General features: G+C 60.3%; 27 protein-coding genes and 1 pseudogene. 15 read left to right on the top strand and 13 right to left on the bottom strand.

Translation table 11 applies throughout. The features are described 5' to 3' along the window. The first annotated feature begins 46 nt into the window (after positions 1–46). Positions 47–502: an SRPBCC family protein gene (locus tag C5L13_RS00140; RefSeq protein ID WP_105381260.1), complete on the top strand. Its 456-nt coding sequence runs from the start codon at positions 47–49 to the stop codon at positions 500–502. A gap of 1 nt (position 503) precedes the next feature. Here C5L13_RS00140 and C5L13_RS00135 read toward each other — a convergent pair whose 3' ends face one another. The 3 genes from C5L13_RS00135 to sppA form a co-directional block, all read right to left on the bottom strand. Further along, positions 504–839, bottom strand: coding sequence for a lipopolysaccharide assembly protein LapA domain-containing protein (locus tag C5L13_RS00135; RefSeq protein WP_105381259.1), 336 nt, complete (start codon positions 837–839; stop codon positions 504–506). A gap of 104 nt (positions 840–943) precedes the next feature. Then, positions 944–1243, bottom strand: coding sequence for an integration host factor subunit beta (locus C5L13_RS00130; RefSeq protein WP_105381258.1), 300 nt, complete (start codon positions 1241–1243; stop codon positions 944–946). A gap of 26 nt (positions 1244–1269) precedes the next feature. Beyond that, positions 1270–2223 carry a signal peptide peptidase SppA gene (gene sppA / locus C5L13_RS00125; RefSeq protein ID WP_105381257.1) on the bottom strand — a complete coding sequence of 318 codons (954 nt, stop codon included), beginning with the start codon at positions 2221–2223 and terminating at the stop codon, positions 1270–1272. 211 nt (positions 2224–2434) lie between these two features. Between sppA and lptC the strand changes: the two genes are divergently transcribed. From lptC to ptsN, 6 genes are all read left to right on the top strand, one after another. Further along, the gene (gene lptC, locus C5L13_RS00120; RefSeq protein ID WP_105381256.1) at positions 2435–3103 is read left to right on the top strand and encodes an LPS export ABC transporter periplasmic protein LptC; all 669 of its coding nucleotides are present in this window, start codon (positions 2435–2437) and stop codon (positions 3101–3103) included. 12 nt (positions 3104–3115) lie between these two features. Then, positions 3116–3679, top strand: coding sequence for an LptA/OstA family protein (locus tag C5L13_RS00115; protein WP_105381255.1), 564 nt, complete (start codon positions 3116–3118; stop codon positions 3677–3679). Between the two features lie 36 nt (positions 3680–3715). Continuing rightward, a complete protein-coding gene (gene lptB, locus C5L13_RS00110; protein WP_105382005.1) occupies positions 3716–4498 on the top strand; it encodes an LPS export ABC transporter ATP-binding protein in 783 nt (260 codons plus the stop codon). 167 nt (positions 4499–4665) lie between these two features. Then, positions 4666–6225 carry an RNA polymerase factor sigma-54 gene (gene rpoN / locus C5L13_RS00105; RefSeq protein ID WP_105381254.1) on the top strand — a complete coding sequence of 520 codons (1560 nt, stop codon included), beginning with the start codon at positions 4666–4668 and terminating at the stop codon, positions 6223–6225. 325 nt (positions 6226–6550) lie between these two features. After that, positions 6551–7126 carry a ribosome hibernation-promoting factor, HPF/YfiA family gene (hpf, locus tag C5L13_RS00100; RefSeq protein ID WP_105381253.1) on the top strand — a complete coding sequence of 192 codons (576 nt, stop codon included), beginning with the start codon at positions 6551–6553 and terminating at the stop codon, positions 7124–7126. A gap of 79 nt (positions 7127–7205) precedes the next feature. Further along, complete coding sequence (gene ptsN, locus C5L13_RS00095; RefSeq protein WP_105381252.1) at positions 7206–7670, top strand: PTS IIA-like nitrogen regulatory protein PtsN; 465 nt, start codon at positions 7206–7208, stop codon at positions 7668–7670. Positions 7671–7749: 79 nt separating this feature from the next. On the opposite strand, the gene C5L13_RS00090 is transcribed toward ptsN, so the two are convergent. From C5L13_RS00090 to hrcA, 3 genes are all read right to left on the bottom strand, one after another. Beyond that, entirely contained in the window at positions 7750–8073 is a 324-nt protein-coding gene (locus C5L13_RS00090) for an ArsR/SmtB family transcription factor (RefSeq protein WP_105381251.1), read from the bottom strand. Between the two features lie 173 nt (positions 8074–8246). Beyond that, positions 8247–8867 carry a nucleotide exchange factor GrpE gene (gene grpE, locus C5L13_RS00085; protein ID WP_105381250.1) on the bottom strand — a complete coding sequence of 207 codons (621 nt, stop codon included), beginning with the start codon at positions 8865–8867 and terminating at the stop codon, positions 8247–8249. A gap of 117 nt (positions 8868–8984) precedes the next feature. Continuing rightward, on the bottom strand, positions 8985–10064 hold the full coding sequence (gene hrcA / locus C5L13_RS00080) for a heat-inducible transcriptional repressor HrcA (protein WP_105381249.1): 1080 nt from the start codon (positions 10062–10064) through the stop codon (positions 8985–8987). A 172-nt stretch (positions 10065–10236) separates the two neighbouring features. Between hrcA and rph the strand changes: the two genes are divergently transcribed. The 4 genes from rph to hemW are packed head-to-tail and all read left to right on the top strand — an operon-like array spanning position 10237 to position 13225. Beyond that, a complete protein-coding gene (rph, locus tag C5L13_RS00075; protein ID WP_105381248.1) occupies positions 10237–10953 on the top strand; it encodes a ribonuclease PH in 717 nt (238 codons plus the stop codon). 16 nt (positions 10954–10969) lie between these two features. Continuing rightward, complete coding sequence (locus C5L13_RS00070; protein ID WP_105381247.1) at positions 10970–11377, top strand: VOC family protein; 408 nt, start codon at positions 10970–10972, stop codon at positions 11375–11377. Positions 11378–11385: 8 nt separating this feature from the next. Further along, complete coding sequence (gene rdgB / locus C5L13_RS00065) at positions 11386–12030, top strand: RdgB/HAM1 family non-canonical purine NTP pyrophosphatase (RefSeq protein WP_105381246.1); 645 nt, start codon at positions 11386–11388, stop codon at positions 12028–12030. Between the two features lie 37 nt (positions 12031–12067). Then, the gene (hemW, locus tag C5L13_RS00060) at positions 12068–13225 is read left to right on the top strand and encodes a radical SAM family heme chaperone HemW (protein ID WP_407070389.1); all 1158 of its coding nucleotides are present in this window, start codon (positions 12068–12070) and stop codon (positions 13223–13225) included. A 10-nt stretch (positions 13226–13235) separates the two neighbouring features. Here hemW and C5L13_RS00055 read toward each other — a convergent pair whose 3' ends face one another. The 6 genes from C5L13_RS00055 to mutM all read right to left on the bottom strand — a co-directional run bounded on the left by C5L13_RS00055 (position 13236) and on the right by mutM (position 18988). Further along, on the bottom strand, positions 13236–13826 hold the full coding sequence (locus C5L13_RS00055) for a class I SAM-dependent methyltransferase (protein WP_105381245.1): 591 nt from the start codon (positions 13824–13826) through the stop codon (positions 13236–13238). An 11-nt stretch (positions 13827–13837) separates the two neighbouring features. Continuing rightward, complete coding sequence (locus C5L13_RS00050) at positions 13838–14452, bottom strand: LysE family translocator (RefSeq protein WP_105381244.1); 615 nt, start codon at positions 14450–14452, stop codon at positions 13838–13840. A gap of 4 nt (positions 14453–14456) precedes the next feature. Further along, positions 14457–16019 (bottom strand): chromosomal replication initiator protein DnaA, encoded by a 1563-nt coding sequence (dnaA, locus tag C5L13_RS00045; RefSeq protein WP_105381243.1) that lies wholly within the window; start codon positions 16017–16019, stop codon positions 14457–14459. Positions 16020–16871: 852 nt separating this feature from the next. Beyond that, positions 16872–17138, bottom strand: coding sequence for a 30S ribosomal protein S20 (gene rpsT / locus C5L13_RS00040; RefSeq protein WP_105382003.1), 267 nt, complete (start codon positions 17136–17138; stop codon positions 16872–16874). Positions 17139–17320: 182 nt separating this feature from the next. Continuing rightward, a complete protein-coding gene (locus tag C5L13_RS00035; protein WP_105381242.1) occupies positions 17321–18094 on the bottom strand; it encodes an enoyl-CoA hydratase in 774 nt (257 codons plus the stop codon). A 15-nt stretch (positions 18095–18109) separates the two neighbouring features. Further along, positions 18110–18988, bottom strand: coding sequence for a bifunctional DNA-formamidopyrimidine glycosylase/DNA-(apurinic or apyrimidinic site) lyase (gene mutM / locus C5L13_RS00030; RefSeq protein ID WP_105381241.1), 879 nt, complete (start codon positions 18986–18988; stop codon positions 18110–18112). 148 nt (positions 18989–19136) lie between these two features. On the opposite strand from mutM, the gene ubiE reads away from it, so the two are divergent. From ubiE to C5L13_RS00010, 4 genes are all read left to right on the top strand, one after another. Then, the gene (ubiE, locus tag C5L13_RS00025; RefSeq protein ID WP_105381240.1) at positions 19137–19913 is read left to right on the top strand and encodes a bifunctional demethylmenaquinone methyltransferase/2-methoxy-6-polyprenyl-1,4-benzoquinol methylase UbiE; all 777 of its coding nucleotides are present in this window, start codon (positions 19137–19139) and stop codon (positions 19911–19913) included. Positions 19914–19917: 4 nt separating this feature from the next. Then, the gene (ubiB, locus tag C5L13_RS00020) at positions 19918–21480 is read left to right on the top strand and encodes a 2-polyprenylphenol 6-hydroxylase (protein WP_105381239.1); all 1563 of its coding nucleotides are present in this window, start codon (positions 19918–19920) and stop codon (positions 21478–21480) included. Positions 21481–21569: 89 nt separating this feature from the next. Then, positions 21570–22877, top strand: coding sequence for a hypothetical protein (locus tag C5L13_RS00015; protein ID WP_105381238.1), 1308 nt, complete (start codon positions 21570–21572; stop codon positions 22875–22877). Continuing rightward, positions 22864–23649 (top strand): COG3904 family protein, encoded by a 786-nt coding sequence (locus C5L13_RS00010; RefSeq protein WP_105381237.1) that lies wholly within the window; start codon positions 22864–22866, stop codon positions 23647–23649. The genes C5L13_RS00015 and C5L13_RS00010 overlap by 14 nt, the downstream gene beginning before the upstream one ends. 6 nt (positions 23650–23655) lie before the next feature. On the opposite strand, the pseudogene C5L13_RS28885 reads toward C5L13_RS00010, so the two are convergent. After that, a pseudogene (locus tag C5L13_RS28885) lies at positions 23656–23773 on the bottom strand (IS630 family transposase); the annotation flags it as partial.

Below are 23773 nucleotides of genomic sequence, written 5' to 3'. Positions count from 1 at the left end.
CACACCCCGGCAATATTACTGCCACAGGTTTCGGGAGGATCACGACATGGATATGGGCGGCGAAGAACGTATTGCAGCACCGCGCCAGGTGGTATGGGAGGCACTCAACGATCCGGAGATTCTCCGCCAGTGCATTCCGGGCTGTCAGACCCTGGAGCAGAAATCGCCGACTGAACTTATCGCGGCGGTCAAGCTGAAGATCGGGCCGGTTTCGGCGAATTTTTCCGGCGAAGTGACGCTGTCCGACGTCAACCCGCCGGAGAGCTACACGATTTCAGGAGAAGGCAAAGGCGGTATCGCGGGCTTCGCCAAGGGATCGGCGACCGTGACGCTGGTGGAAGACGGTCCGGAAACCTTGCTGCGCTATTCGACAACGGCGCAGGTCGGCGGCAAGCTCGCCCAACTTGGCTCCCGTCTGATCGACTCGACCTCGCAAAAGCTCGCCGGGCAGTTCTTCGCAGACTTCAACAAAGCGGTGATGGCAAAGAGCGGGCAGGCCTAGTCTATTTCGAGGCCAGTTGCTGAGAAGCCGGCCGGCCGGCCACGACTGCCTTGTGTTCATTCTGCCAGCGGGCCGCCTCGCGTGCCTCGACACGCGCCTGCTTGCGGTGTCTGCCCTGGCTCCACCAGGTGACCGCAGCGCCGATCAACATGCCCAAAAGCACCGCGAGCAGCAGGAACAGGAAGAAAGGCGCGCTGACCGACAGTACGCTGTCTTCCGGCCGGAACGGATTGAGCGCAAGCGTCACAGTCTGACGGTTCGCCACCGCGAGCACGATCAGTATGATCCCGAGTGGCACGAAGATCACGAGGCTGAGGATCTTTTTGAGCTTGTCCATAGGTATCTCCGGCAACAGGGCAATCGCCGCTTTACCGGCGTCTGTTGCAGAATAGGCGCGCTTTATGGGGTTTCAAGGGCGGCGCAAAGCCGCGCCACGGAGAGTTAGTCCTCTTCGTCGGCGAGATCCGGATTCAGACGCTCGCGGAGTTCCTTGCCGGTCTTGAAGAAGGGAACCCATTTCTCTTCCACGAAGACGCTTTCGCCGGTGCGCGGATTACGGCCGGAACGGGAAGGACGGTTCTTCACCGAAAAGGCGCCGAAGCCGCGCAATTCCACCCGGTTTCCGCCGGCAAGGGCATCCGTGATCTCGTCGAGCACGGCATTCACAATGTTCTCGACGTCGCGATGGTAGAGATGCGGATTGCGAGCTGCAACGATCTGCACCAATTCTGACTTGATCACGATTGCCCCCTGAAAAAATTAGATTTTCAACCGCGCCCAACCTGCCAAACCGAGACAAGACCGTCAAGGAACAACTTGTCCGCGCCGAAGACGCGGAGCATATCCGGCGTCATAGCCTCACTCAGACCAGTCTGCTTGAAGAGCTGGGTAAGCATGCTCGCGAGCCAGAAGGACGAGGAAGAGTTCTGCTCCTTCCAATCGACGACCGGCAGGTCCTTGGAGACGCCGCGCGATTCCAGATAGACGCGGATGTCCTCGTCGCCGCCGAGCTTGTCCACCAGCTTGGCGGCGAGCGCTTGCCGGCCTGTGAAGATCGCTCCGTCGGCGAGCTTCAATACCTCCTCGCGCGGCAGCTTGCGGCGGTCTGCAACGAGATCGACGAACCAGGCATAGCTGTCCATTACCATGTTGCGGATCATGGTCTTTGCTTCTTCGCTGGCCGGATGGAAGGGAGACGGCTCGGCCTTCAGCGGCGCCGACTTGATCTCCTCCAGGGAAATGCCGACCTTTTTCATCACCTCGTCGACCTGCGGATACTGAAAGATCACACCGATCGAGCCGGTAATCGAACTCTCGCCCGCGATGACCTGATCGCCCGCTGTGGCGATCATGTAACCGGCGGAGGCGGCAAGGGTGCGAATATCGGAGACGACCGGCTTCTTTTCGGCCACCTTGCGAATGGCTTTGAAGATGCGTTCCCCGCCATAGGTCGTGCCGCCGGGGGAGGAGATCGAAACGACGAGGGCCTTGACCCTGTCGCTCTCGGCGATCCGCTCCAGCCGCTCCAGAAGTTCCTTGTCGTCGGTGATCATGCCGGAAATCTGGACGCGGGCGACATGAGGCACCGCGGATCCAGCGCCCTCGCCGAAGGTCCGATAGAGCGCAAAACCGATGCCGACCAGGAAAACCAGGGCCACGACACGCCAGAAGCTCAGCTTGCGGCGCAGGTTCCGCCTGTCCGCGATTGCCATTTGATCCATGGAAAATGCCCTTCGCAATGCGCTTTCGTTGCTAAATAGGCTCTCTAACGCGTTTTGCAGCGCCGCACATCACGTTTTTATATTGTCCGTTATTGTTTGTTGATGAATAAAAACCATATTGGCGGACAACGAGAGCCTGCCCAATGCGTGCCGGCGCCATACTGGATGGCGAGGCGGCGGTGGCGGGCAAAGAAGGATCTATCCGGCACCCATGCTGCAGAATATCCGAAAAACGGCAGGCCTTGCGGTGGCGCTGCAGCCACACGCGGATGCATATCAGGCAGCGCTTGCGCATTCCTCCATGGTGCGGAAGCTGAAAGTTCTGTTGCCGATCGCCGCCGCCGTGATCTCGGCGGCATTCATCGGCGTTTCCATCATCCGCGCCTATCTGCCGGAAAACCTGAGCATCGAAAACGCCCGCATCGAGAACGGCAAGATCGTTATGGAACGTCCGGCGATCTCCGGCCGCAACAATGACGGCATCAGCTATTCCATGACCGCCAACCGCGCCCTTCAGGATATCGAGAACCCGAACAAGATCACGCTCGAGAACGTGAAGGCCGCGGTTCCCGTCAACGACGACGTCATCGCCCGCGTGATCGCCACCGGCGCCGATTTCGACCGCGGCACCGACATGCTCGACCTTACCGCTCCCTTCGACGTCAACCTTTCCAACGGGATCACCGCCCGGTTCAAATCCGCACATCTCGATGTCAATGCCGGCGTCATGGATACGCCCGACCCCGTCGACATTTCGATGAAAGAAGGTTCGATTGTTGCAGACTCTTTAAAGATAACGGATAAGGGACGCACCATCACCTTCAAAGGTCAGGTTCGCGTCCATCTCGATCCTACCGCCATCCGCAACCAAGGCAAATAGAGCCCGGCCGTCATGACCAATCGCCGCCTTTTCAACCGGAATACTGCATTTGTGATCGCGGCAGGCTTCGCGTGCTGTTTTGCCGCGACAGCTTCTGCGCAATCGACAACAAGCCAGATGGAGGGCCTGAAGCTCTCCAACGACCAACCGATCCAGATCCAGAGCGATCAGCTTGAGATCAAGGAACAGGAAAAGAAGGCTTTCTTCACTGGCAACGTCCAGGTCGTGCAAGGCTCGACCACGATGAAGGCCGGCAAGATGACGGTCCTCTATACCGGTGAAGGTGCGTCCGTGACGTCTGGCAATGCCAATATCGACAAGATCTTTCTGGACGACACCGTTTTCCTGACCTCCGGCACCCAGCAGGCGACCGCCGAAAAGGGCGAGTTCAACATGGCGACGCAGACTTTCGTGCTTTCGGGCAAGCAGGTCGTGCTGTCGGAAGGACCCAACGTCTTCAAGGGCTGCAGGCTCACGGTGATGATGGAAACCGGCCAGGCCAAGCTCGATGCCTGCGGCGGCCGCGTCGAAATCCTGCTCGACCCGAAGTCGCGGCAGCCGCAACCGAAGCAATAATAGACGTATCTCGTGAAAACAACGCTGCTCTCCCGTCTGTCGGCCAGGAAGCCGTCTGCGCCCGAACCCTTCGTTGCACGCGACAAAGCGCGCTACGAGGGGACACTGGTCGCGCACGGACTTTCCAAGACCTATGATACGCGCCGTGTCGTCAATGGCGTGTCGCTGGTCGTGCGCCGCGGCGAAGCTGTGGGACTGCTCGGACCGAACGGTGCCGGCAAGACCACCTGCTTTTACATGATTACCGGACTCGTGCCGGTCGATGAAGGCATGATCGCCATCAACGGCAACGAGGTCACCCATATGCCGATGTATCGCCGGGCCCGGCTCGGCGTCGGCTACCTGCCTCAGGAAGCCTCGATTTTCCGCGGACTGACGGTGGAGGAAAACATTCGCGCCGTGCTCGAAGTGCACGAGCGGGACAAGGACAAGCGGGAACGCAAGCTCGACGAGCTTCTGGAAGAATTCCATATCAGCCAGCTCCGGAAGTCTGCAGCCGTCGCCCTGTCCGGCGGCGAGCGGCGACGGCTCGAAATCGCCCGTGCGCTTGCGACCGATCCAGCCTTCATGCTGCTCGACGAACCTTTTGCAGGCGTCGACCCGATCTCGGTTTCCGATATCCAGAACCTCGTGCGCCACTTGACGGCCCGCGGCATCGGCGTTCTGATAACGGACCACAACGTTCGCGAGACACTCGGTCTCATCGATCGCGCCTATATCATTCATGCCGGCGAGGTCCTGACGCATGGCCGGGCTGACGACATCGTCAACAACCCCGACGTCCGCCGCCTTTACCTGGGCGACAAGTTCAGCCTGTAGCGCGCGGAAGAAATTTACTTTCCCGCCCTGCAGCGCTTGACCAAATCTTTCAAAAAAGCAATTCTTGTGCCAGATGCAAATTTGGCTCCGTGCGGAGGTGGCCGAGGCGCGTTGGGCTGTCTCATGACGGGACGCAAAGGGGATTTCACGGGAGTTTCGCGTCCGCCATGGGTTTATCCACCAGCCTTTTCCTGAAGCAGACCCAGTCGCTGGTGATGACGCCGCAGTTGATGCAGTCCATTCAACTGCTGCAGATGACGCATTTCGAACTCAACCAATTCATCGCACAGGAAGTCGAGAAGAACCCGCTGCTCGAAATTGCGTCAGGCGAGATCGAAGGCGGCACGGAAACAGGTTTTGAAACCGAGGAAAGCTTCTCCGAAACCGAAAGCGGAAACGGCGAAGCTCCTCACATGTCCAGCGACGGCCACTGGTACGAGAGCAATTCCGCGCTGACCGCCGAGCGTCTTGGCGAAGGTCTGGATACGGGATTTGAAAACGTCTTTCCCGACGACGGCCCGGCCCGCCGTGCCGATGCCCCGGAACTGCTGAGCCAGTGGAAGTCGATGCCGGGAGGGGAATCCGGCGACGACTACGATCTGAACGAATTCGTGGCCGGCCAGGTGACGCTGCGGGACCACCTGAACCAACAGATCCCGTTTCTCATCACCGGCGCGGGCGACCGGCTGATCGCACAGCATCTGGTCGATCAGCTCGACGAGGCGGGTTACCTGCAAGGCGGCATCGAGGAAACCGCCGCCCGGCTCGCCAAGCGCATCGAAGATGTGGAAACGATCCTGAACAAGCTGCAGACCCTCGATCCCCCCGGGGTCTTCGCGCGGTCTCTGAGCGAGTGCCTGGCGATCCAACTTCGCCAGAAGAACCGGCTCGACCCCGCCATGGATGCCCTCGTCCGGCATCTCGAATTGCTCGCCAAACGCGATTTCGCCTCTCTCCGGAAGATCTGCGGTGTCGATGACGAGGACCTTATCGATATGCTCGCCGAAATTCGCGGGCTCAATCCGAAGCCGGGCGCCAGCTTTGAACGTGGCGCGTCGGAGACGATTTCCCCTGATATCGTCGTCCGTGCCGCCCCTGATGGCACCTGGATGGTCGAGCTCAACCCCGATACGCTGCCGCGCGTCCTCGTCAATCAGGCCTATTTCCAGACGGTCTCGAAGAGCTCCCCGAAAGGTGGCGAGGACCACAATTTCCTTTCGGAATGCATGCAGAATGCGAATTGGCTGACCCGCAGTCTGGACCAGCGCGCCAAGACGATCATCAAGGTTGCGGCTGAAATCGTCCGCCAGCAGGACGCCTTCCTGATGCACGGCGTCGATCACCTCCGACCGCTCAATCTCAAGACGGTCGCCGAGGCGATCAAAATGCATGAATCGACGGTAAGCCGGGTCACCTCGAACAAATACATGCTTACGCCACGGGGCCTGTTCGAACTCAAATATTTCTTCACCGTCTCGATCGGTTCGGCGGAACAAGGCGGAGACAACCACTCCGCCGAGGCGGTGCGCCACCGGATTCGCCAACTGATTGCACAGGAAACGCCCGAGGCGGTTCTTTCGGACGACGATATCGTCATCAGCCTGAAACGCGGCGGCGTCGATCTCGCCCGCCGGACCGTTGCCAAATACCGGGAGGCGATGAACATTCCGTCTTCGGTTCAGCGGCGCCGGGAGAAGCGGGCACTTGCAAAAGTTGCGGCCTTCTAAAACGCTTTACTGGCCTGGTGCCTGAACAGGGGGCGAACGGGGCAAATACCGGACATTTCGCAGTCCCTCTCGACGCATCCAGGCGCAAAATCAGCCTAGGCCCTCCCCTGGCTACGTAGAATTCCCAAGCTCCGCGACCGTTGACATTTGGGACCACGGGAGCTAGAAGCCCGCCGCAATTGCTCGGGACGCGGCTTTAAGGATCCCAACAACCAGCCAGGCAAAGATTGCAGCAATTTGACCTTGTCGCATGCGGGTGGCTTGGATGAGGGGACGGCTTGGCGTAGACTGAAACACGCAAGTCACGACAAGAAGGAAAAATTCCATGGGTGTCCGTGTATCCGGTAAGCATATGGAAATTGGCGACTCGTTCCGCCTACGGATCGAGGAACAGATCGGTGAGGCGGTTACGAAATATTTCGACGGGGGATATTCGAGCCAAGTCATCGTAGAAAAATCCGGCTCGCGTTTTTCGGCCGACTGCAAGGTGCATCTCGACACCGGGATCGTATTGCATGCGGCAGGAGAGGCAAATGACCCACAGGGCAGTTTCGATGCCGCGGCTGCGCGGATTGAGAAGCGGCTGCGTCGCTACAAGAGGCGCCTCAAGGATCATCACGCCGGCAACCACCTGAATGGCCATGCCGAAGTCGCATATACGGTCATGGACCGCGTACCGGATGAAGCAGACGAAGTGCCTGAGGATTTTGCGCCGACCATCGTCGCGGAAAGCTCAAAACCTTTGAAGACGATGTCGGTCGCAACCGCCGTGATGGCGCTGGACATGACCGACGAGCCTGTGCTGCTGTTCCGCAGCCCGGGCAAGGAAGAGTTGAATATCGTGTACCGCCGCAACGACGGCAATATTGGCTGGATCGATTCCACCAATATCAAGAACTGAACAATCTTGGGGAGAGCGTCGGAAGCGGCGCTTCCCCTCGCCTGGAGCGGGAGCTCTTGCGGCACAAAGGATGACTAGAATGGCATTGGCAGATTTGCTGCAGCAAGATGCGATTATCCCTGCCTTGAAAGTGAATTCCAAAAAGCAACTCCTGCAGGAACTGGCGGCCAAGGCTTCCAAGCTCACCGGCGTCGGCGAGCGGGAAATCTTCGACATCATCCTGCAGCGCGAGCGGCTCGGTTCCACCGGCGTCGGGCATGGGATCGCCATTCCGCACGGCAAGCTCAACAGCATTTCGTCGATCAAAGGCATTTTCGCGCGCCTTGAGAGCCCGGTCGACTTCGAGGCGCTGGACGACGAGCCGGTGGATCTCGTGTTCCTGCTGCTTGCTCCCGAAGGCGCTGGCGCCGATCACCTGAAAGCACTGTCTCGAATTGCGCGCGTTCTCAGAGATCAGGAACTGGTGGCAAAGCTTCGCAAGACGGACTCCGCCACCGCCATCTATGCTTTCCTGAATGAAGAACAGGCAAACCACGCCGCCTGAGGAAAGTTCGCCGATTTTTGTGGGGACGAACGAAGCTGCCCGGCCTCAGATAGAGCGCCGGGCAGATTTGCTTCGATCCTCAATCCTTCAGGTCCGCCTGAAGCCGGCCCAGCAGGCCAACGGCGTGAGCGGCATAATCGCCAATCCACCGATCCTGGATTGCCTTGATGGGGAGCGCGTTGAGGTAATTCCAGCGTTCGCGCCCTTCCCTTCTCACGATCACCAGATCGGCCTCCTCCAGAACCTTCAGATGCTGCATCACCGTACAGCGATCCATGTCGGAGAAGGTTTCGCAGAGCCATCCGGTGGTTTGCGGGCGGTCCTTCAGCCGGTCGAGAATCAGCCTTCGCCGAGGATGGGCGAGAGCTTTGAAAACGGCATCGATATCCGAATCGGCTGACACGTTATATTTTTATAACCGATCCTGAGGATCGGCAAGTCATGCGGGCTGCAACCGCCTTGGCGTATCCTGATATCGTCCGTCATCAGGACGCTCAACCGTGGCGTCCGACACTGTGGAAAGGCGGGCGAAACCGCCCGCCTCCAAACTTCTCAGGCGTTCTTTTCGCCCGCCTGCTACGCGGCCGTGGCTTCGGATTTCGGGCCGCCCTTGGCAACACCGACCATGGCCGGACGCAACACGCGCTCTCCAATCGTGTAGCCCGCCTGGACGACCTGAACGACCGTGTTGTTCGGTACAGCGGCGTTCGGAATTTCAAACATGGCCTGGTGGAAGTGCGGGTCGAATTTCTGGCCTTCCGCATCGATCTTCTTGATGCCGTGACGCTCGAGCGCCGAGAGCATGGAACGCTCCGTCAGTTCGACACCTTCAAGCAGCGTCGTCAGCGCCGCGTCGGCGGCCGCGCGCATTTCCGTCGGGACGGCATCCAATGCACGGCGCAGATTGTCGGAAACGGCGAGCATGTCGCGCGCAAAACCAGCCACGGCATAGGACTTGGCATCCTTGACATCGCGGTCGGTGCGGCGACGCAGATTGTCCATTTCGGCGGCGAGGCGCAGGAAGCGATCGCGCAATTCATTGTTCTCCGCCCTCAAAACCTCGATGGGGTCGGGCTCGGCGGCGGCCGGTGCTTCGGCGTCCTGATTGGCCGCGTCATAGAGCGCAGACGCCACGGCTTCCGCCGTGTTCTCGGCGGCAGTTGCGTCAGGTCCGTGCTTCTTGGTTTCGTCGGTCATGACGGTCTCCGGTTATTCTTCACTAGGATGTATGGCTTTGGATTTGTGCCCGATATCGAGGTTTAAAGTGGAAAAATCAAGGCTCGCCGGGAAACTTGGGCCCCCATACAGCCGGTTTCAGCGTGACAGCCTTGCCAGAAGCTGGGCGGTATAATCCACCATTGGCACGATGCGGGAATAATTGAGGCGGGTCGGCCCGATAACCCCGACGGCTCCGACGATACGGTCCTCGCCATCGCGATAGGGTGCGACGATCAAGGACGAGCCGGAGAGCGAGAACAGCTTGTTTTCGGACCCGATGAAGATGCGAACGCCCGGTCCCCTTTCGGCAAGCTCCAGGATTTCGATCAGGCTGTCCTTCTTTTCGAGATCATCGAAGAGAAGCCGCAGCCGGTCGAGATCAGCCGTCTCGTCGAGGCCCTGAAGGAGGTTGGCGCGGCCGCGGACGATAAGCTGGCTCGGTTTGCCTTCCTCGCTGTCGCCCGACCAGACGGCCAGCCCCCGCTCGACCAGATCCTGGGAAAGGGCGTAAAGCTCACCCTGCACCGCGTCCTTCAGCTTGGTAAGCTGATTGCGCAGTTCCGGAAGGGTCTGACCTGTCAGGTGGGCATTCAGAAAATTTGCTGCCTCCACCAATTGCGAGGACGTGACGCCTGCCGGCAATTCGATGATGCGGTTTTCGACCTGGTTATGGTCGCCGACCAGCACCGCAAGCGCCTTTGTCGGCTCCAGGCGGATAAATTCCACATGCTTGAGAACCGGGTCGCTCTTGGTCGTGATGACGAGCCCGGCGCCACGCGACACGCCGGAAAGCATCAGGCTTGCTTCCGCCATCAGGCTTTCCATCGGCTGATCGCGATCGGCACGACGAACCTGCCGGTCGATTGCGGCGCGCTCCTCTTCCGAGAGGTTTCCCACCTGCATGAAGGCGTCGACAAAGAAACGGAGGCCTGTTTGCGTCGGCAGACGGCCGGCGCTGACGTGCGGCGAATAGATGAGGCCGAGCTCCTCCAGATCACTCATGACATTACGTACGGAGGCCGGCGAGAGCGACATGGGCAGGAGACGCGAAAGATTTCGCGAACCGAGCGCCTCGCCCGTTTCGAGATAGCTTTCGACGATGCGACGGAATATTTCCCGCGAACGGTCATCGAGAACAGACCCGCCATCTCTACCCGTCGGTCCAGAAAAACCCATCTAATCCTTCACCGTGCCGTTGATCTCCAAGGGAAATATAGTCATTCCCCCGGCCGGCGCAAATTGGAAATAATTGTTCCTGCCGTGACGCATCCCGCAAACGGCCGGGGTTTTCCTTTGCAAAAGCGCGGCTGGAGTCTTAGAAGACGCCAACGTAATTCAGGAGTGAAGCATGAGGCCTTCAGGCAGACAGACAAACCAGATGCGCAAGGTCTCGTTCGAGCGCAATTTTTCCAAGCATGCGGAAGGCTCCTGCCTCGTCAAGTTCGGCGATACGCATGTGCTGTGCACGGCGAGCCTTGAGGAAAAGACGCCGCCATGGCTGCGCAATTCCGGCAAGGGTTGGGTGACTGCCGAATACGGCATGCTGCCGCGCGCCACGGGCGAGCGCATGAAGCGGGAAGCGGCGGCCGGCAAGCAGGGCGGACGTACGCAGGAGATCCAGCGCCTGATCGGCCGCTCCCTTCGCGCCGTCATCGATCTCGAAGCACTCGGCGAGCGGCAGATCACCGTCGACTGCGACGTTATCCAGGCCGACGGCGGCACGCGCACGGCGTCGATCACCGGCGGCTGGGTGGCGCTTTACGACTGTTTGAAGTGGATGGAAGCTCGCTCGATGATCAAGGTCGAGAAGGTGCTGAAGGATCATGTGGCGGCAATTTCCTGCGGGATCTTCGCCACCCAGCCGGTCATCGACCTCGATTATCTCGAGGATTCCGCCGCCGAAACGGACGCGAATTTCGTGATGACCGGCGCCGGCGGCATTGTCGAAGTTCAGGGAACGGCGGAAGGCGCGCCGTTCAGCCAGGAAGAATTCCTGAAGCTGCTCTCGCTCGCCCAGGCCGGGACGCAGGAGCTGGTGGCGCTGCAGAAGCAGGCGATCGCCTGACGAAAGGGAGAGCGCGTTGATCGAAGGCATTCTCGAAACCGCGCTCTATGCCGATGATCTCGACGCCGCCGAAGCTTTCTACGGCGGCGTTCTGGGCCTTGAAAAGGTCTTGCGTGCCGGCAACCGGCACGTCTTCTTCCGCTGTGGTCCCGGGATCCTGTTGATCTTCAATCCAGCCGAGACGGTGAAGCCGCCGTCCCGGGATGCGCTGCCGGTGCCGCCGCACGGCACCACCGGATCCGGCCATGCCTGTTTCCGCGTCAGCGGCGAGGCGATTGACAGGCTCCGGGAAAAGCTGAACAAGGCAGGCATAACAATCGAAAGCGACTTTCACTGGCCGAACGGCGCCCGCTCGATCTATTTCCGCGATCCGGCGGGCAATAGTCTGGAATGCGCCGAGCCGAAGCTGTGGAATATCGAATAGGAATTTTGATGCGCAAGCTCGATACCAAGACCATCGTCGTCGCCAGCCATAACGCCGGGAAAATCCGCGAGATCGCCGAGCTGATCGGCCCGCTGGGCTTTTCGGCGAAATCGGCAGCCGAGCTGGAATTTGCCGAGCCGGACGAGACGGGCACGACTTTCGAAGAGAATGCTGCGATCAAGGCGCTTGCCTCGGCCAAGGCATCCGGCCTGCCGGCGCTATCCGACGATTCCGGCCTGGTGATCGACGCGTTGGATGGGGCGCCCGGCGTCTATACCGCCAACTGGGCGGAGCGTGAGGACGGCACCCGCGATTTCCAGATGGCGATGGAGAAGGTCGAAAAGGCGCTGGAAGAACGCAGTGCGAGGACGGCCGAGCAACGCTCCAGCCGCTTTGTCAGCGTGCTCTGCCTTGCCTGGCCCGACGGCCATACGGAATTTTTCCGCGGCGAAGTGGAAGGCGCGGTCGTGTGGCCGCCGCGCGGAACCCAGGGTTTCGGCTATGATCCCGTATTTCAGCCGCAAGGCTATGACATCACCTTCGGGGAAATGAGCAGCGAACAGAAACATGGCTGGCAGCCCGGCGAGCCGGAGGCGCTGTCTCACCGCGCCCGCGCCTTCAAGCGCTTCGTCGAAACCTGCCTGGAGGCTTGAGCTGACCCCTTCCGTCTCCCTTCTTTCCGATGCACTTTTGCCTGACACGGGCGAACCGGGGTTCGGTGTCTATGTGCATTGGCCCTTCTGCGCGGCCAAGTGTCCCTATTGCGACTTCAACAGCCATGTACGCCATAAGCCGGTGGACCAGCCGCGCTTCACCGCCGCCTTCCTGAAAGAAATGGAGGCGATGCGGGCGATGAGCGGCCCGAAAACCGTAACCAGCGTCTTCCTGGGCGGCGGCACACCCTCGCTGATGGATCCGGCCACCGTTTCGGCCATCCTGGACGGGATCGCCAGACACTGGCACATGCCCGATGGCATCGAGATTACCATGGAGGCCAACCCGTCGAGCGTCGAGGCGACCCGCTTCCGCGGGTACCGGAGTGCCGGCGTCAATCGCGTATCGCTCGGCGTCCAGGCGCTGAACGACGCGGATCTGAAATTCCTCGGACGGCTGCACGACGTCGCCGATGCGCTGAAGGCGATCCGCCTCGCTCGCGAGATCTTTCCGCGCATGAGTTTCGATCTCATTTATGCGCGACCAAAACAGACGGTCGAGGCGTGGGAAACAGAGCTCAACGAAGCAATTTCCTACGCCGTCGATCATCTGTCGCTCTACCAGCTCACGATCGAGGAAGGCACGCCTTTCTACGGGCTCCACAAGGCGGGCAAACTGATCGTGCCGGACGAAGATCAATCGGCCACGCTCTATGAAGCGACGCAGGAGATCATGGCAAGGAATGGCATGCCTGCCTACGAAGTCTCCAACCACGCCCGGCCGGGCGCCGAAAGCCGCCATAACCTGACCTACTGGCGTTATGGCGATTATGCCGGCATCGGCCCCGGTGCGCATGGCAGGCTTAGTCGGGGGAACCAGAAGATAGCCACCGCCACGGAGCGGCGCCCGGAAAGCTGGCTCGATCTCGTCGAGAGCCAAGGGCACGGCATGCTGGATCAGGAGGTTCTTGGCTTCGAAGAGCAGGCCGACGAACTGCTGCTGATGGGTCTTCGACTCCGCGAGGGTGTCGATCTCGCGCGCTGGCAGCAGCTTTCCGGCCGCGATCCCGATCCGGTGCGCGAGGAACGACTTCTGGAGCACGGTTTTATCGAACGGCTCGGCAATTCGCGGCTACGCTGCACGCCATCGGGAATGCTGATCCTCGACGCCGTGGTAGCCGATCTGGCCTGCTGACACCCGAAAACTACCGTCTTGCTGCCAATACATGAAGCCAATCGGTCGGCCGCTTGTCATAGGCAGTGCCATGCTCCTCGGCGATCTCGATCGAGGTCCAGGACAAGCTCTCATAGAGTTCCTTCAACCACCCCTTGGACGGATAATTGTAGAAGCGGCCGAGGCTGTCATGGCCCTCTGCCTCGCCGGCCTTGAAGCTCGCGTAAAACAAGCCTCCCGGTCGGAGCGCGAGGCGGATCCTTTCGAGAATGCCGCCGAGTTTCGCGCGAGGGACATGCAGCAGGCAGGCATTTGCCCATATCCCGTCGAAGGCTTCGACCGCATCGATATCTTCGAAACGCAGCACTGACACCGGCACGCCGAGGCGCTTTGCCGCTTCTTCAGCCATTTCCGGAGTGCCATCCGTTGGCGTGGCGTGGAAGCCACGTTTGATCATCTCGGCGCTGTCGCGCCCATTGCCGCAGCCGAGTTCGAGAATATCCGCACCGGCTCGGAGCTTCGCAAGGAACAGGTCCAGCTGCCGCCTGCTCGGCTCGGTCAGGCGTCCCGCATATGCCTCGGCATTTTCGGCATAAAACGTGGAGGTCGGATCGCCCTGCATCTGCGTTTGTCCTATCGCTGCGACAACAAGAGCCTCGTGCCGAAGCCCACGAAGATCAGGCCGACACCGACATCTATCTTCTTTTTGGCCTTCAGGTAACCGGCCGCGGTCGTCGGGTGGGTTATGAGACCGATCAGGCAAGCATAGTAGACGGTCGAGACGACGAGCATGACCGCAATTGCGCCCAGACCATAAAAGAAAGGTGTTCCGGCCGGCATGGTCGCCGCAAAAAGGCTTGCGACGAAAAGCGCCGATTTCGGATTGGCGAGATTGGTCGCCAATCCCATTCGGTAAGCAGTCTTCAACGGCACATCGACCCGTTGCGCGAGATCTGTTGCCTGCCTCGCCTTCCGGGCATCCAGAAAAATCTTTGCCCCCAGCCAGACAAGATAAAGCCCGCCGACGATCTTCAGAGCCAGATAGGCGAATGGAGCGGTCTGAAACAGAACATTGATGCCAAGCCAGCCGGCGAGGCCCCAGCAGAAGGTGCCGGTGATGGTGCCCGTCGCCGCGACGATCGGCACCCGCCTCGGCGCGGTCAAAGCGTAACGCATCACGAGCAACGTGTTAGGCCCTGGCGTGATGCACGCCAAGGCCCATATCGTTGCGACGGACAGAAGAAACATGACCTCAGGCGTTGTTTTCGTTGATCAGCCGCTTCAAGAGCTCGACCTCGTGGCTCAACTTGGTATCGCCTGAGATCAATTCCTCGATCTTCCGAACGGCATGGAGCACCGTGGTATGATCCCGGCCGCCAAACCGGCGCCCGATCTCCGGGAACGAGCGCGGTGTCAGGGTTTTCGAAAGATACATGGCCACCTGACGCGGCTTCACGATCACCCGCGTTCGGCGGTTCGACACCAGTTCCTGACGCGAGACATTATAGTGGCGCGCGACGATGCGCTGGATGTCCTCGATGCGGACACGCTTGGCTTCGCCGGCACCGACCAGATGAGCCAACAACTCATCCACGCGCTCGATCGACAGCGACGGCTCGAAAGAGCGGCGGAAGATCAGCTGGTTGAATGCGCCTTCCAGTTCACGGCCGCTGTTTGCGACGTTGCGTGCGACATGGGAGAGGATTTCCACCGGAATGTCGAGCGACGGATCGTCCTGGCGGGCGACGGCCAGCCGTTGCTTCAGCATTTCGAGACGCATCTCGTAGTCCGGCGCCTCGACTTCGATCGCCACGCCACCCTGCAAACGCGAACGGACCCGCGGGTCGAGCGATTCCAGCTCCCACGGAGCACGGTCGGCGGCGACCACCACCTGCTTTGCGCTGTCGAGCAGCATATTGAGCAGATGGCAGAATTCGTTCTGGATCATCTTGCCCTGCAGGAACTGCATGTCGTCGATGATCAGGAGGTCGATGTTGCGCAGCGAATCCTTGAGCGTCAAGGCATCGTTGTCGCGAATGGCGGTCGCAAAGCGCCACATGAAATATTCCGCCGTCAGGTAGACGACACGCGGCATCCGCTCGCTGCAGACTGCAGCATTGGCGATCGCCTGCAGGAGATGGGTCTTGCCGAGACCGACGCCGGAATGAATGAAGAGCGGATTGAAGCGGACCGCACCGGCGCCGGCTTCGGCGATGGTTTTCGCCGCAGCCAACGCGACGCGGTTCGATGCGCCTTCCACGAAGGTTTCGAAGGTAAAGCGGCTATCGAGCGGCGAGCCGAACAGCGGGCTTGGGGTCTGCGCCGGACGAGCCGAAGCCGTCGGTGTCGGAAAAGTTGCAATTTTGCCGATTTCGCGCGGCATCTGCGGACGCTGGAAGGACTGGGTGGGAGCCGGCTCCGCCGAGGGCGCGCGCTCTTCTCCCGCTACCGGGACGCGGGTGTTGCGGCTTGCGCTGCGCACCAGGATTTCCACCTTCAGGATTTCCGCGTCTTCCGCCTGAAAGATGGAGGTGATGAGATCGAGATATCGATTGTTGATCCAGGACTTCAGAAAGGTCGTCGGCACCGTCAGCCGAACGACGCTCTTCGAGACCGAATGCAGCTTCAAACGCCCAAACCAACTTGCATAAACGTCCTGACCGACTTGTGCCTTCAAACGCGTGCTGAATCGCTCGAAAAGAGCATCATGCTTCATTTCTGATGTTTCCCCTGCCGCCTGAGAGCAAACTGAATCAAATGCTTGCCGTGACTGGTCCCCATTACCTGCACGGTTCGATACGATATTGATATGCATTATGCGCCGCCTTCCAATTCATAGCCCGGCGGTCTCGTTTACGCCGCCAGGACAAACCTCGTTTTCCCAGGCACAGCAAAACACTCCCAATCATTGAGAACATCGCCGCCCGGTCCTTTTATGCTTCCCCGCCTCAACAGCAGATCGAAAGCTTTGCCCAGCCCGCCTCGTACTCGGACCAAACCTGCGGAAGCCACTCCGCATGCACCGAACGCCCATCCTCGTCATGGCCGCTCGAACCTGCCTCTCCTCCTTTGCACCAGCTCCGCGATGCGCGGTCCGGCCTCGACAATATCCGGCCGTTTCCGGAAACGGGAAATTTCCGGATCACAACCGATGGTTATATGGAAAACGGGCAAGATTTGTCCCGTTGCAAGGGGCAGAAAGTCTCCGCGCCGTTCTGAAAGAACGGCCGCCGGCAGCCCTCTGAAGTAATCCCCGCGCCCCTTGCTGGAGGCCATTTAGGCAGGATCAAATGCCAAGATCAATGATGAATTTTACGCAAAATTAAGAGCTGGGCGTTGACTCTCTCAGCGTGATTTGAATGTCACAGAGGCCTTCATGGAGAATCGCTTTTGAATCAATGGGATTCAAAAATGACATACATTCGGCGTGATCGTTCACAAAAAAAATAAAAATCTTCTTGACTCAGTCGAGGGGCATCCGCCGGGCACTTCAGCCATACCCTCGCTTAGCCACCTCCCCTAACTTATTGAAATAAAATAAGAATTTCTGTCACGCCGCTGACACGAATTTGTTACTAAGCCGGGTAAATATAAGGTTAGCTGAGAGAATCAGAAAAAGCCCGGTCAAGGGACCAGGCTTTTTTGTGACGCAAATTTGACTGAGCGATTAGGCCGAAAGAGCCTTCACACGAGCCGCCAGGCGAGACACCTTGCGGGACGCTGTATTGCTATGAAGCACGCCCTTGGTCGCAGCACGGTGGATCTCAGGCTGCGCAGCCTTGAGAGCTTCGGCAGCAACCGTGATGTCACCAGTTGCAATCGCTTCTTCGACCTTGCGGATGAAGCCACGGACGCGCGAACGGCGAGCCTTGTTGACTGCGGTACGGCGAGCGATCTTGCGGGTCGCTTTTTTCGCCGAAGTTGTATTGGCCATTTCATGCCTCTCTACGAATTCGAACCAAAACTCCGCCGTTGCCGCGTCGGTCCTGCGACCCTCGATCCAGCAATTCGGGAGCAATAGAGGAAGCCGTGATCAGGCTTTCCCAACTGTGGGCGGGCATATAGCCGGAATACCCGCTCCAGTCAACGCGCAATTTGACCAATCGCGCGTCTGTTTCACCGGTTTGAGAATTGCGGCTTACGCTTTTCGACGAAGGCGCTCATGCCTTCCTTCTGATCGGCCGTGGCAAACAGCGAATGGAAGAGCCGCCGTTCGAAACGCAGGCCTTCTCCCAACGTGGTCTCGAAAGAGCGGGCAACCGCTTCCTTGGCCATCAAGACAGCCGCCCGCGGGAAGGAGGCAATCTTGGCGGCCGCTTCCACCGCCTCATCGACCAGGCGTTCCGGCGGCACGATCCGCGATACCAGGCCGGCGCGTTCGGCCTCGGCCGCATCCATCATCCGTCCCGTCAGTACCAGGTCCATGGCCTTCGCCTTGCCGACGGCGCGGGTGAGACGCTGCGAGCCGCCCATGCCGGGGATGACGCCGAGGGTGATTTCCGGCTGGCCGAACTTCGCGTTTTCCGAAGCGATGATGAAATCGCACATCATGGCAAGCTCGCAACCACCGCCGAGGGCGAAACCGGATACGGCCGCGACAATTGGCTTGCGGGTCGCGGCGATCGCCTCCCAACCGGAAATGAAATCGTTCACATAGGCGTCGACGAAATCGATACCCTGCATTTCCTTGATATCGGCGCCGGCGGCGAAGGCCTTTTCGGAACCGGTCAGAACGATCGCACCAATGCCTTCGTCCTTGGCAAAGCCCGCCAGCGCCTCGGTGAGCTCAGTCATGACGGTGGAATTGAGGGCATTCAGCGCCTTAGGCCGGTTGAGCGTTATCAACGCCACGGACTCGCGGATCTCGGTCAACAGGGTTTCATAGCTCATCCGGTGTCTCCTCTCCTATTTCTGGCAGGCCGGGCAATAGAATGTGGAGCGGCCCGCCTGGGTGATGCGGGCGACCGTACCGCCGCAGCCCGGCGTGCGGCAAGCCCCGCCTTCGCGGTCGTAGACCGAGAAGGAATGCTGGAAGTAGCCGAGGGAGCCATCGGTCTGAATATGGTCCCGAAGCGACGAACCGCCGGCGGCGATCGCATCCGCAATGACGTTGCGGATGGCTTCATTGAGCGCCAGGAGTTCCTTTTTCGGTTTTCCCGTCTTTGTGACGACGCTGCCGGCGGCGCGTTTCGGGGAAAGATGCGAACGCCACAGCGCTTCGCACACATATATGTTGCCGAGGCCGGCGATCACTGTCTGATCGAGCAGGGCGCCCTTCAGCGGCTGGTTCTTGCCGGCAAGGCGCCCTGCCAGATAATCCGCATGCAGCGCATTGCCGGTCGGTTCGGGACCCAGTTCGGAGAAGGCCGGATAAAGATCAAGCTCGCTGCGCTTCCATAGGTGCATGAAGCCGAAGCGGCGCGGGTCATTATAGATGATCCGCAGCGGCCCGCTCTCCCCCGCAAGATGAAAGACCACGTGATCGTGCTTGCTGTCCTTGGACCGCGGATGATGAAACTCGCCCGGCGTCTCGTTCTCGATCCGGAAGGAGCCGGACATGCCGAGATGGCTGATGACCGTCAGGTCGTCCTCCAGATCGATCAGCAGATATTTGGCACGTCTGCCGAGCGACACGATCCGGCGTCCTTCCACCCTTTCGGCGAAGTTTTCCGGAAGCGGAAAGCGCAGATCCGGCCGATTGAGTTCCAGCTGCGAAATGACGGCGTCTTCCATTGCCGGCGCGAGACCACGCCGGACGGTTTCCACCTCTGGCAATTCGGGCATAGCTACCTAACTTCCTGTTCCAACCATCCCGTTCCTGCTCTATAGAGCGGACCGGATGTCGCATGCATCTATAATGGGTGGACCACAGATAGCGAGGTGCAAGTGATTTCGCTATGGTCGCTCGCGAATGGAAGTAAGGAGTTCACCGATGACCGAAGCCCGTACCAGCGCTGAAGGCGGCATGGAGACCTCCTACGGCTTCCGCCGGGTTGCAGAGGGTGAGAAGCAGGGCCTGGTCAACGACGTTTTCCACAAGGTGGCCAAGCGCTACGACGTGATGAACGACGTGATGTCGGCCGGCATGCATCGGGTCTGGAAAGATGCCATGATAGCTGCGCTCAACCCGTGCAAGGACAGCGGCTATAGGACCCTCGATGTGGCAGGCGGCACCGGCGACATAGCCTTCCGGATCGTCGAGGCTTCGGGACGCAAGGCCCATGTCACCGTGCTCGATATCAACGGTTCGATGCTTGCTGTGGGCGCCGAGCGGGCCACCAAGCACAAGCTTTCCGAGAACCTGGATTTCGTCGAAGCGAACGCCGAATCCCTGCCCTTCGAGGCCAACTCCTTCGATGCCTATACGATCGCATTCGGAATTCGCAATGTCCCGCATATCGATGTCGCGCTGAAAGAGGCCTACCGCGTACTCAAACGCGGCGGGCGGCTGCTGGTATTGGAATTTTCCGAGGTCGAGATGCCGCTGCTCGAGCGCTTTTATGAGGAATGGTCCTTCAAGGCGATCCCCCGCTTCGGCAAGATGATCACCGGCGATGCCGAGCCCTATCAATATCTGGTGGAATCGATCCGCAAATTCCCCAACCAGGAAAATTTCGCCACGATGATCCGCGATGCCGGGTTCTCCCGCGTGACCTACACCAATTACACCGGCGGCATTGCAGCACTGCATTCCGGTTGGAAGCTTTGATCGCATGAGCACGATCGGCGCTTATTTCCGACTTGTGCGTGTCGGCTGGGTTCTGGTGCGCGAAGGGGTGGTATCGGCCCTTCCTTCGCAAGGCCTGCCGCCATCGGTCGGCCTCGTGAAGTCGCTCCTGGAGCCGCTGGCCCGCAATCATTCGCTCAAGCAGGCACGCAGCGAACGGCTGACCCGCGCCGTCGACAGGCTGGGGCCCTCCTACGTCAAGATCGGCCAGTTCCTTGCAACTCGCCCGGACGTGGTCGGCGTGGATTGGGCCGTGGATCTCGCTCTTCTGCAGGACCGCATGGCCTATTTCCCGACCGACATCGCCAAGGCAGCGATCGAAGGCTCGCTCGGCCGGCCCATCAGCGATCTCTACTCCTCTTTCGGGGAGCCTATCGCCGCGGCCTCCATCGCCCAGGTGCATCCCTGCACGATCGGCGACAGGACGGTGGCGGTGAAGGTTGTACGGCCCGGCGTCCGGCAGCGCTTCGCCCACGACATCGAGAGCATGTACCTGCTGTCTCGCATGCAGGAACGCTTCGTGCCGTCCAGCCGGCGCCTCAGGCCCGTCGAGGTGACGCGGACACTCGAGCAGACCACCAAGGTGGAGATGGACCTCCGCCTGGAAGCGGCTGCGCTTTCCGAGATTGCCGAAAACATCAAGGACGATCCCGGCTTTCGTGTGCCGAGCGTGGACTGGGAGCGCACCGGCCGCGATGTCGTTACCATGGAATGGATCGACGGCATCAAGATGTCGGACGTAGGCGCATTGCAGGCTGCCGGCCACGATCTGGAAAGGCTTGCCGAAATCCTGATCCAGTCATTCCTTCGTCACACGTTGCGCGACGGCTTCTTCCATGCCGACATGCATCCCGGCAATCTCTTCGTCGATAAAACCGGCACCATTGTCGCCGTCGACATGGGCATCGTCGGCCGGCTGGGTAAAAAGGAAAGGCGCTTCCTCGCGGAGATCCTCTACGGCTTCATCACCCGCGACTACGTACGTGTCGCCGAAGTCCATTTCGAGGCGGGTTATGTGCCGGCGCACCACGACGTCTCGAGCTTCGCCCAGGCGATCCGGGCAATCGGCGAGCCGATCCACGGACAGCCGGCGGAGACGATTTCCATGGCCCGGCTGCTTGCGCTGCTCTTCGAGGTAACGGACCTTTTCGAGATGCAGACCCGCCCGGAACTGATCCTCCTGCAGAAGACGATGGTCGTCGTCGAAGGCGTGTCGCGCATGCTGAACCCACGCTTCAACATGTGGAAGGCATCCGAACCTGTGGTCGGCGACTGGATCCGCGGCAATCTCGGACCGAAACGGGTGGTAACCGATCTGAAGGACGGGCTGAAGGCGATGGTAAAGCTCGCGGAAGCTGCGCCGGAAATCGCCGCGAAGACGGAAAGATTTCACGAAGAACTCGTTCACATGAGCGAACACGGTTTGCGTTTCGATCCCGAAACGGCAGAGGCGATCGGCAGGGCGGAAGCCCGATACAGCCGTTCCGGCCGCGTCGCATTGTGGATCATCGCGCTCTCGCTGCTCTATTTCGTCTTTACGCTCGGCTGACACGGCGCAAGCGCGCTCGCAGACGCCTTTATTCCGCCCGGTTCTTCATTCTCTGTTAAGGAATACATTCCTTTCCGGAGACCTTGCCCATGGCGCTCGGCGCTTCCCAACGCTTGCAGGACGGCGTCGCGGCCGTCGAAACCATGACCCGGTTTGCGCTGGCCGTGCTGGCGCTCGCCTCCGGCGTCTATACCTATCTCGGCGTGCGTTCGATCCTCGACGGCTCGCCGACCGCCGTCTTCTTCGCGGCGATCATCTATTCCGCCTCCGTTTCCGTCGGCATCTATGCCTTCTGGTCCTACATGGCCCGCTTCTATCCGCACGTTACGACGCATGCGGGCCGTGTCGCCATGCTCGGCGTGATGGCAGCGGGTGCCGCGATGATCCTGGCCATGTCGAGCTGGCTCAATGCTGCCGCGCTGGCGGGCTCTGCGGCGGTGGAGCAGCATCTGGCGGAGACGGTCGAGGACTATACCGCCGATCTCGACCGTGCCCACCAGAACGCTCTTGCCGCGCAAAGTCTTCTGCCTGACATCCAGCGCGCCTCCGAGCGGTTTTCTCAGCTTGCCGCCGTCGAGCGGCAATCCGGTGCGCTTACCGGCACGACCGGATCAGGCAGCGTCGTACAGCTTCTCTCGCAGATGTCTGCGCAGATGAAGGAGCTCGAGAACGGCATCAACGCTTCGCGAGAACAGGTGAGCGATCTTTTTGCGCAGGGGCAGAAAAGGCTCGAAACCATGCGTTCGCTGGTTTCGGCACCGGGCACGATCGAGCCGAGAGCCGATCAGTTCTCAGCCGAGGCCGTTGCGCTCACGGGCGTCATCACCTCGCTTGCCCAAACCTCCGTGGCGCCCTCGATCCGGCGTGCGGCCGACGATCTCTCGCTCGGTTTCATTGCGCCAGTGGCCGACGGAGGGGACGCAAACCTCGTCAACCGGCAGGCCCAGGTGATGGAGACGATCCGGAACTCGGTCACCGCGCAGTCCAAGGCGCTCGCCAAGGCAGCGGACGAGATCCTCGCCCGGCCGTCGGTTCAGGAGCGGCGTTTCGTACCGCTTTCCTCCGCTGAGGCCGTCCTGCATTATGCGCAGGATTTCATCCCCGCCTGGGCAGGCGCGATCTCGATCGACCTTCTGCCGGGAGGGATGGTATTCATCCTCGCGGTCGTGCATGGCGCGATCCGCAAACAGGAGGAAAAGCTCCCCTTCGCGGAACGCATTACCGCTGCAGAGCTTCTTCAGGCACTGGAAGTCCAGCGCGCCGTTTCCGTGAAAGGTCTAGAAATCGAGGATGCCGTAGCCAGGGCGGAAGCCGAAAACGAGGCCCAGGAGCTGAACAATATCACCAATCTCGATCTGAAATCGCGCACGAGGGACCGGTCGCATGAGGATCGATGACGCCTTCAAGGCACTCCTGCGGCTCGATGACGGCGTTCTCATGCGGGGGGCCTTCTACGCCCTGCTGTCGGCTGCGGCGGTGTTTCTTGTCATCGACGTGCGCGACATCACGGCGATGAATGCAAAGCTTCCCGGCTACGACCCGTTGCACCGGGACCAACCCGTCCTGCCTCCGGCGCTGACGGATGGAGTGCCTACCGCGCCGCCGGTTCAGCCGGCGAGCCCCAGAGAGGTGCTTCGCCAAGCCGTGAAATTCGAGCTGAAACCCGGGGGCGTGCTTTTGGCGGAGGGAACGATCGATCCTGGCGCCGCCGGCCGTTTTGCGCAGGAGATCGAGGCTCGCGGCGAGTATGTGAAAACGGTGATGCTCAACTCGCCCGGCGGCTCGGTCGAGGATGCGCTCGCCATGTCCAAGCTGATCCGGGAGAAGAAGCTGGACACCCAAGTGGCCTCGAAAGGCCTATGTGCCTCCTCGTGCCCGATCGTCTTTGCAGGCGGCATCGGACGCATGGCGGAGAAGGATGCGGTTGTCGGCGTGCATCAGGTTTTCAACGGCGGCAGGGATCGACCGACGGCCGAACAGGCCATGTCCGCCGCGCAGGCTACCACCGCGCGGGTGGCCCGGCATCTGGACGCCATGGGCATCGGCGCCGGGCTCTGGATCAATGCCCTCGAAACACCGCCGGACCGGCTCTACTACCTGACGCCAAAGGAAATGGCGGACTTCAAGCTGACGACCGAGCCGGTCGCGACGGCAAAGAAGAAAGGCTAGAGCGGTTCATGTTTTGACGGAAGCGTATCCGGCGTTTACGAAGTAGTTACTGCATTCGCCGGGTTGGATTGTTGTGACGAGAGAGCCGATGTGTCGCCACGTGTCCTCGATCGTTCGCTTTTGG

This window comes from Neorhizobium alkalisoli (assembly GCF_002968635.1).
In the GTDB taxonomy this organism is placed as follows: domain Bacteria; phylum Pseudomonadota; class Alphaproteobacteria; order Rhizobiales; family Rhizobiaceae; genus Neorhizobium; species Neorhizobium alkalisoli.
This window is presented reverse-complemented; position numbering and strand designations above follow the sequence as displayed.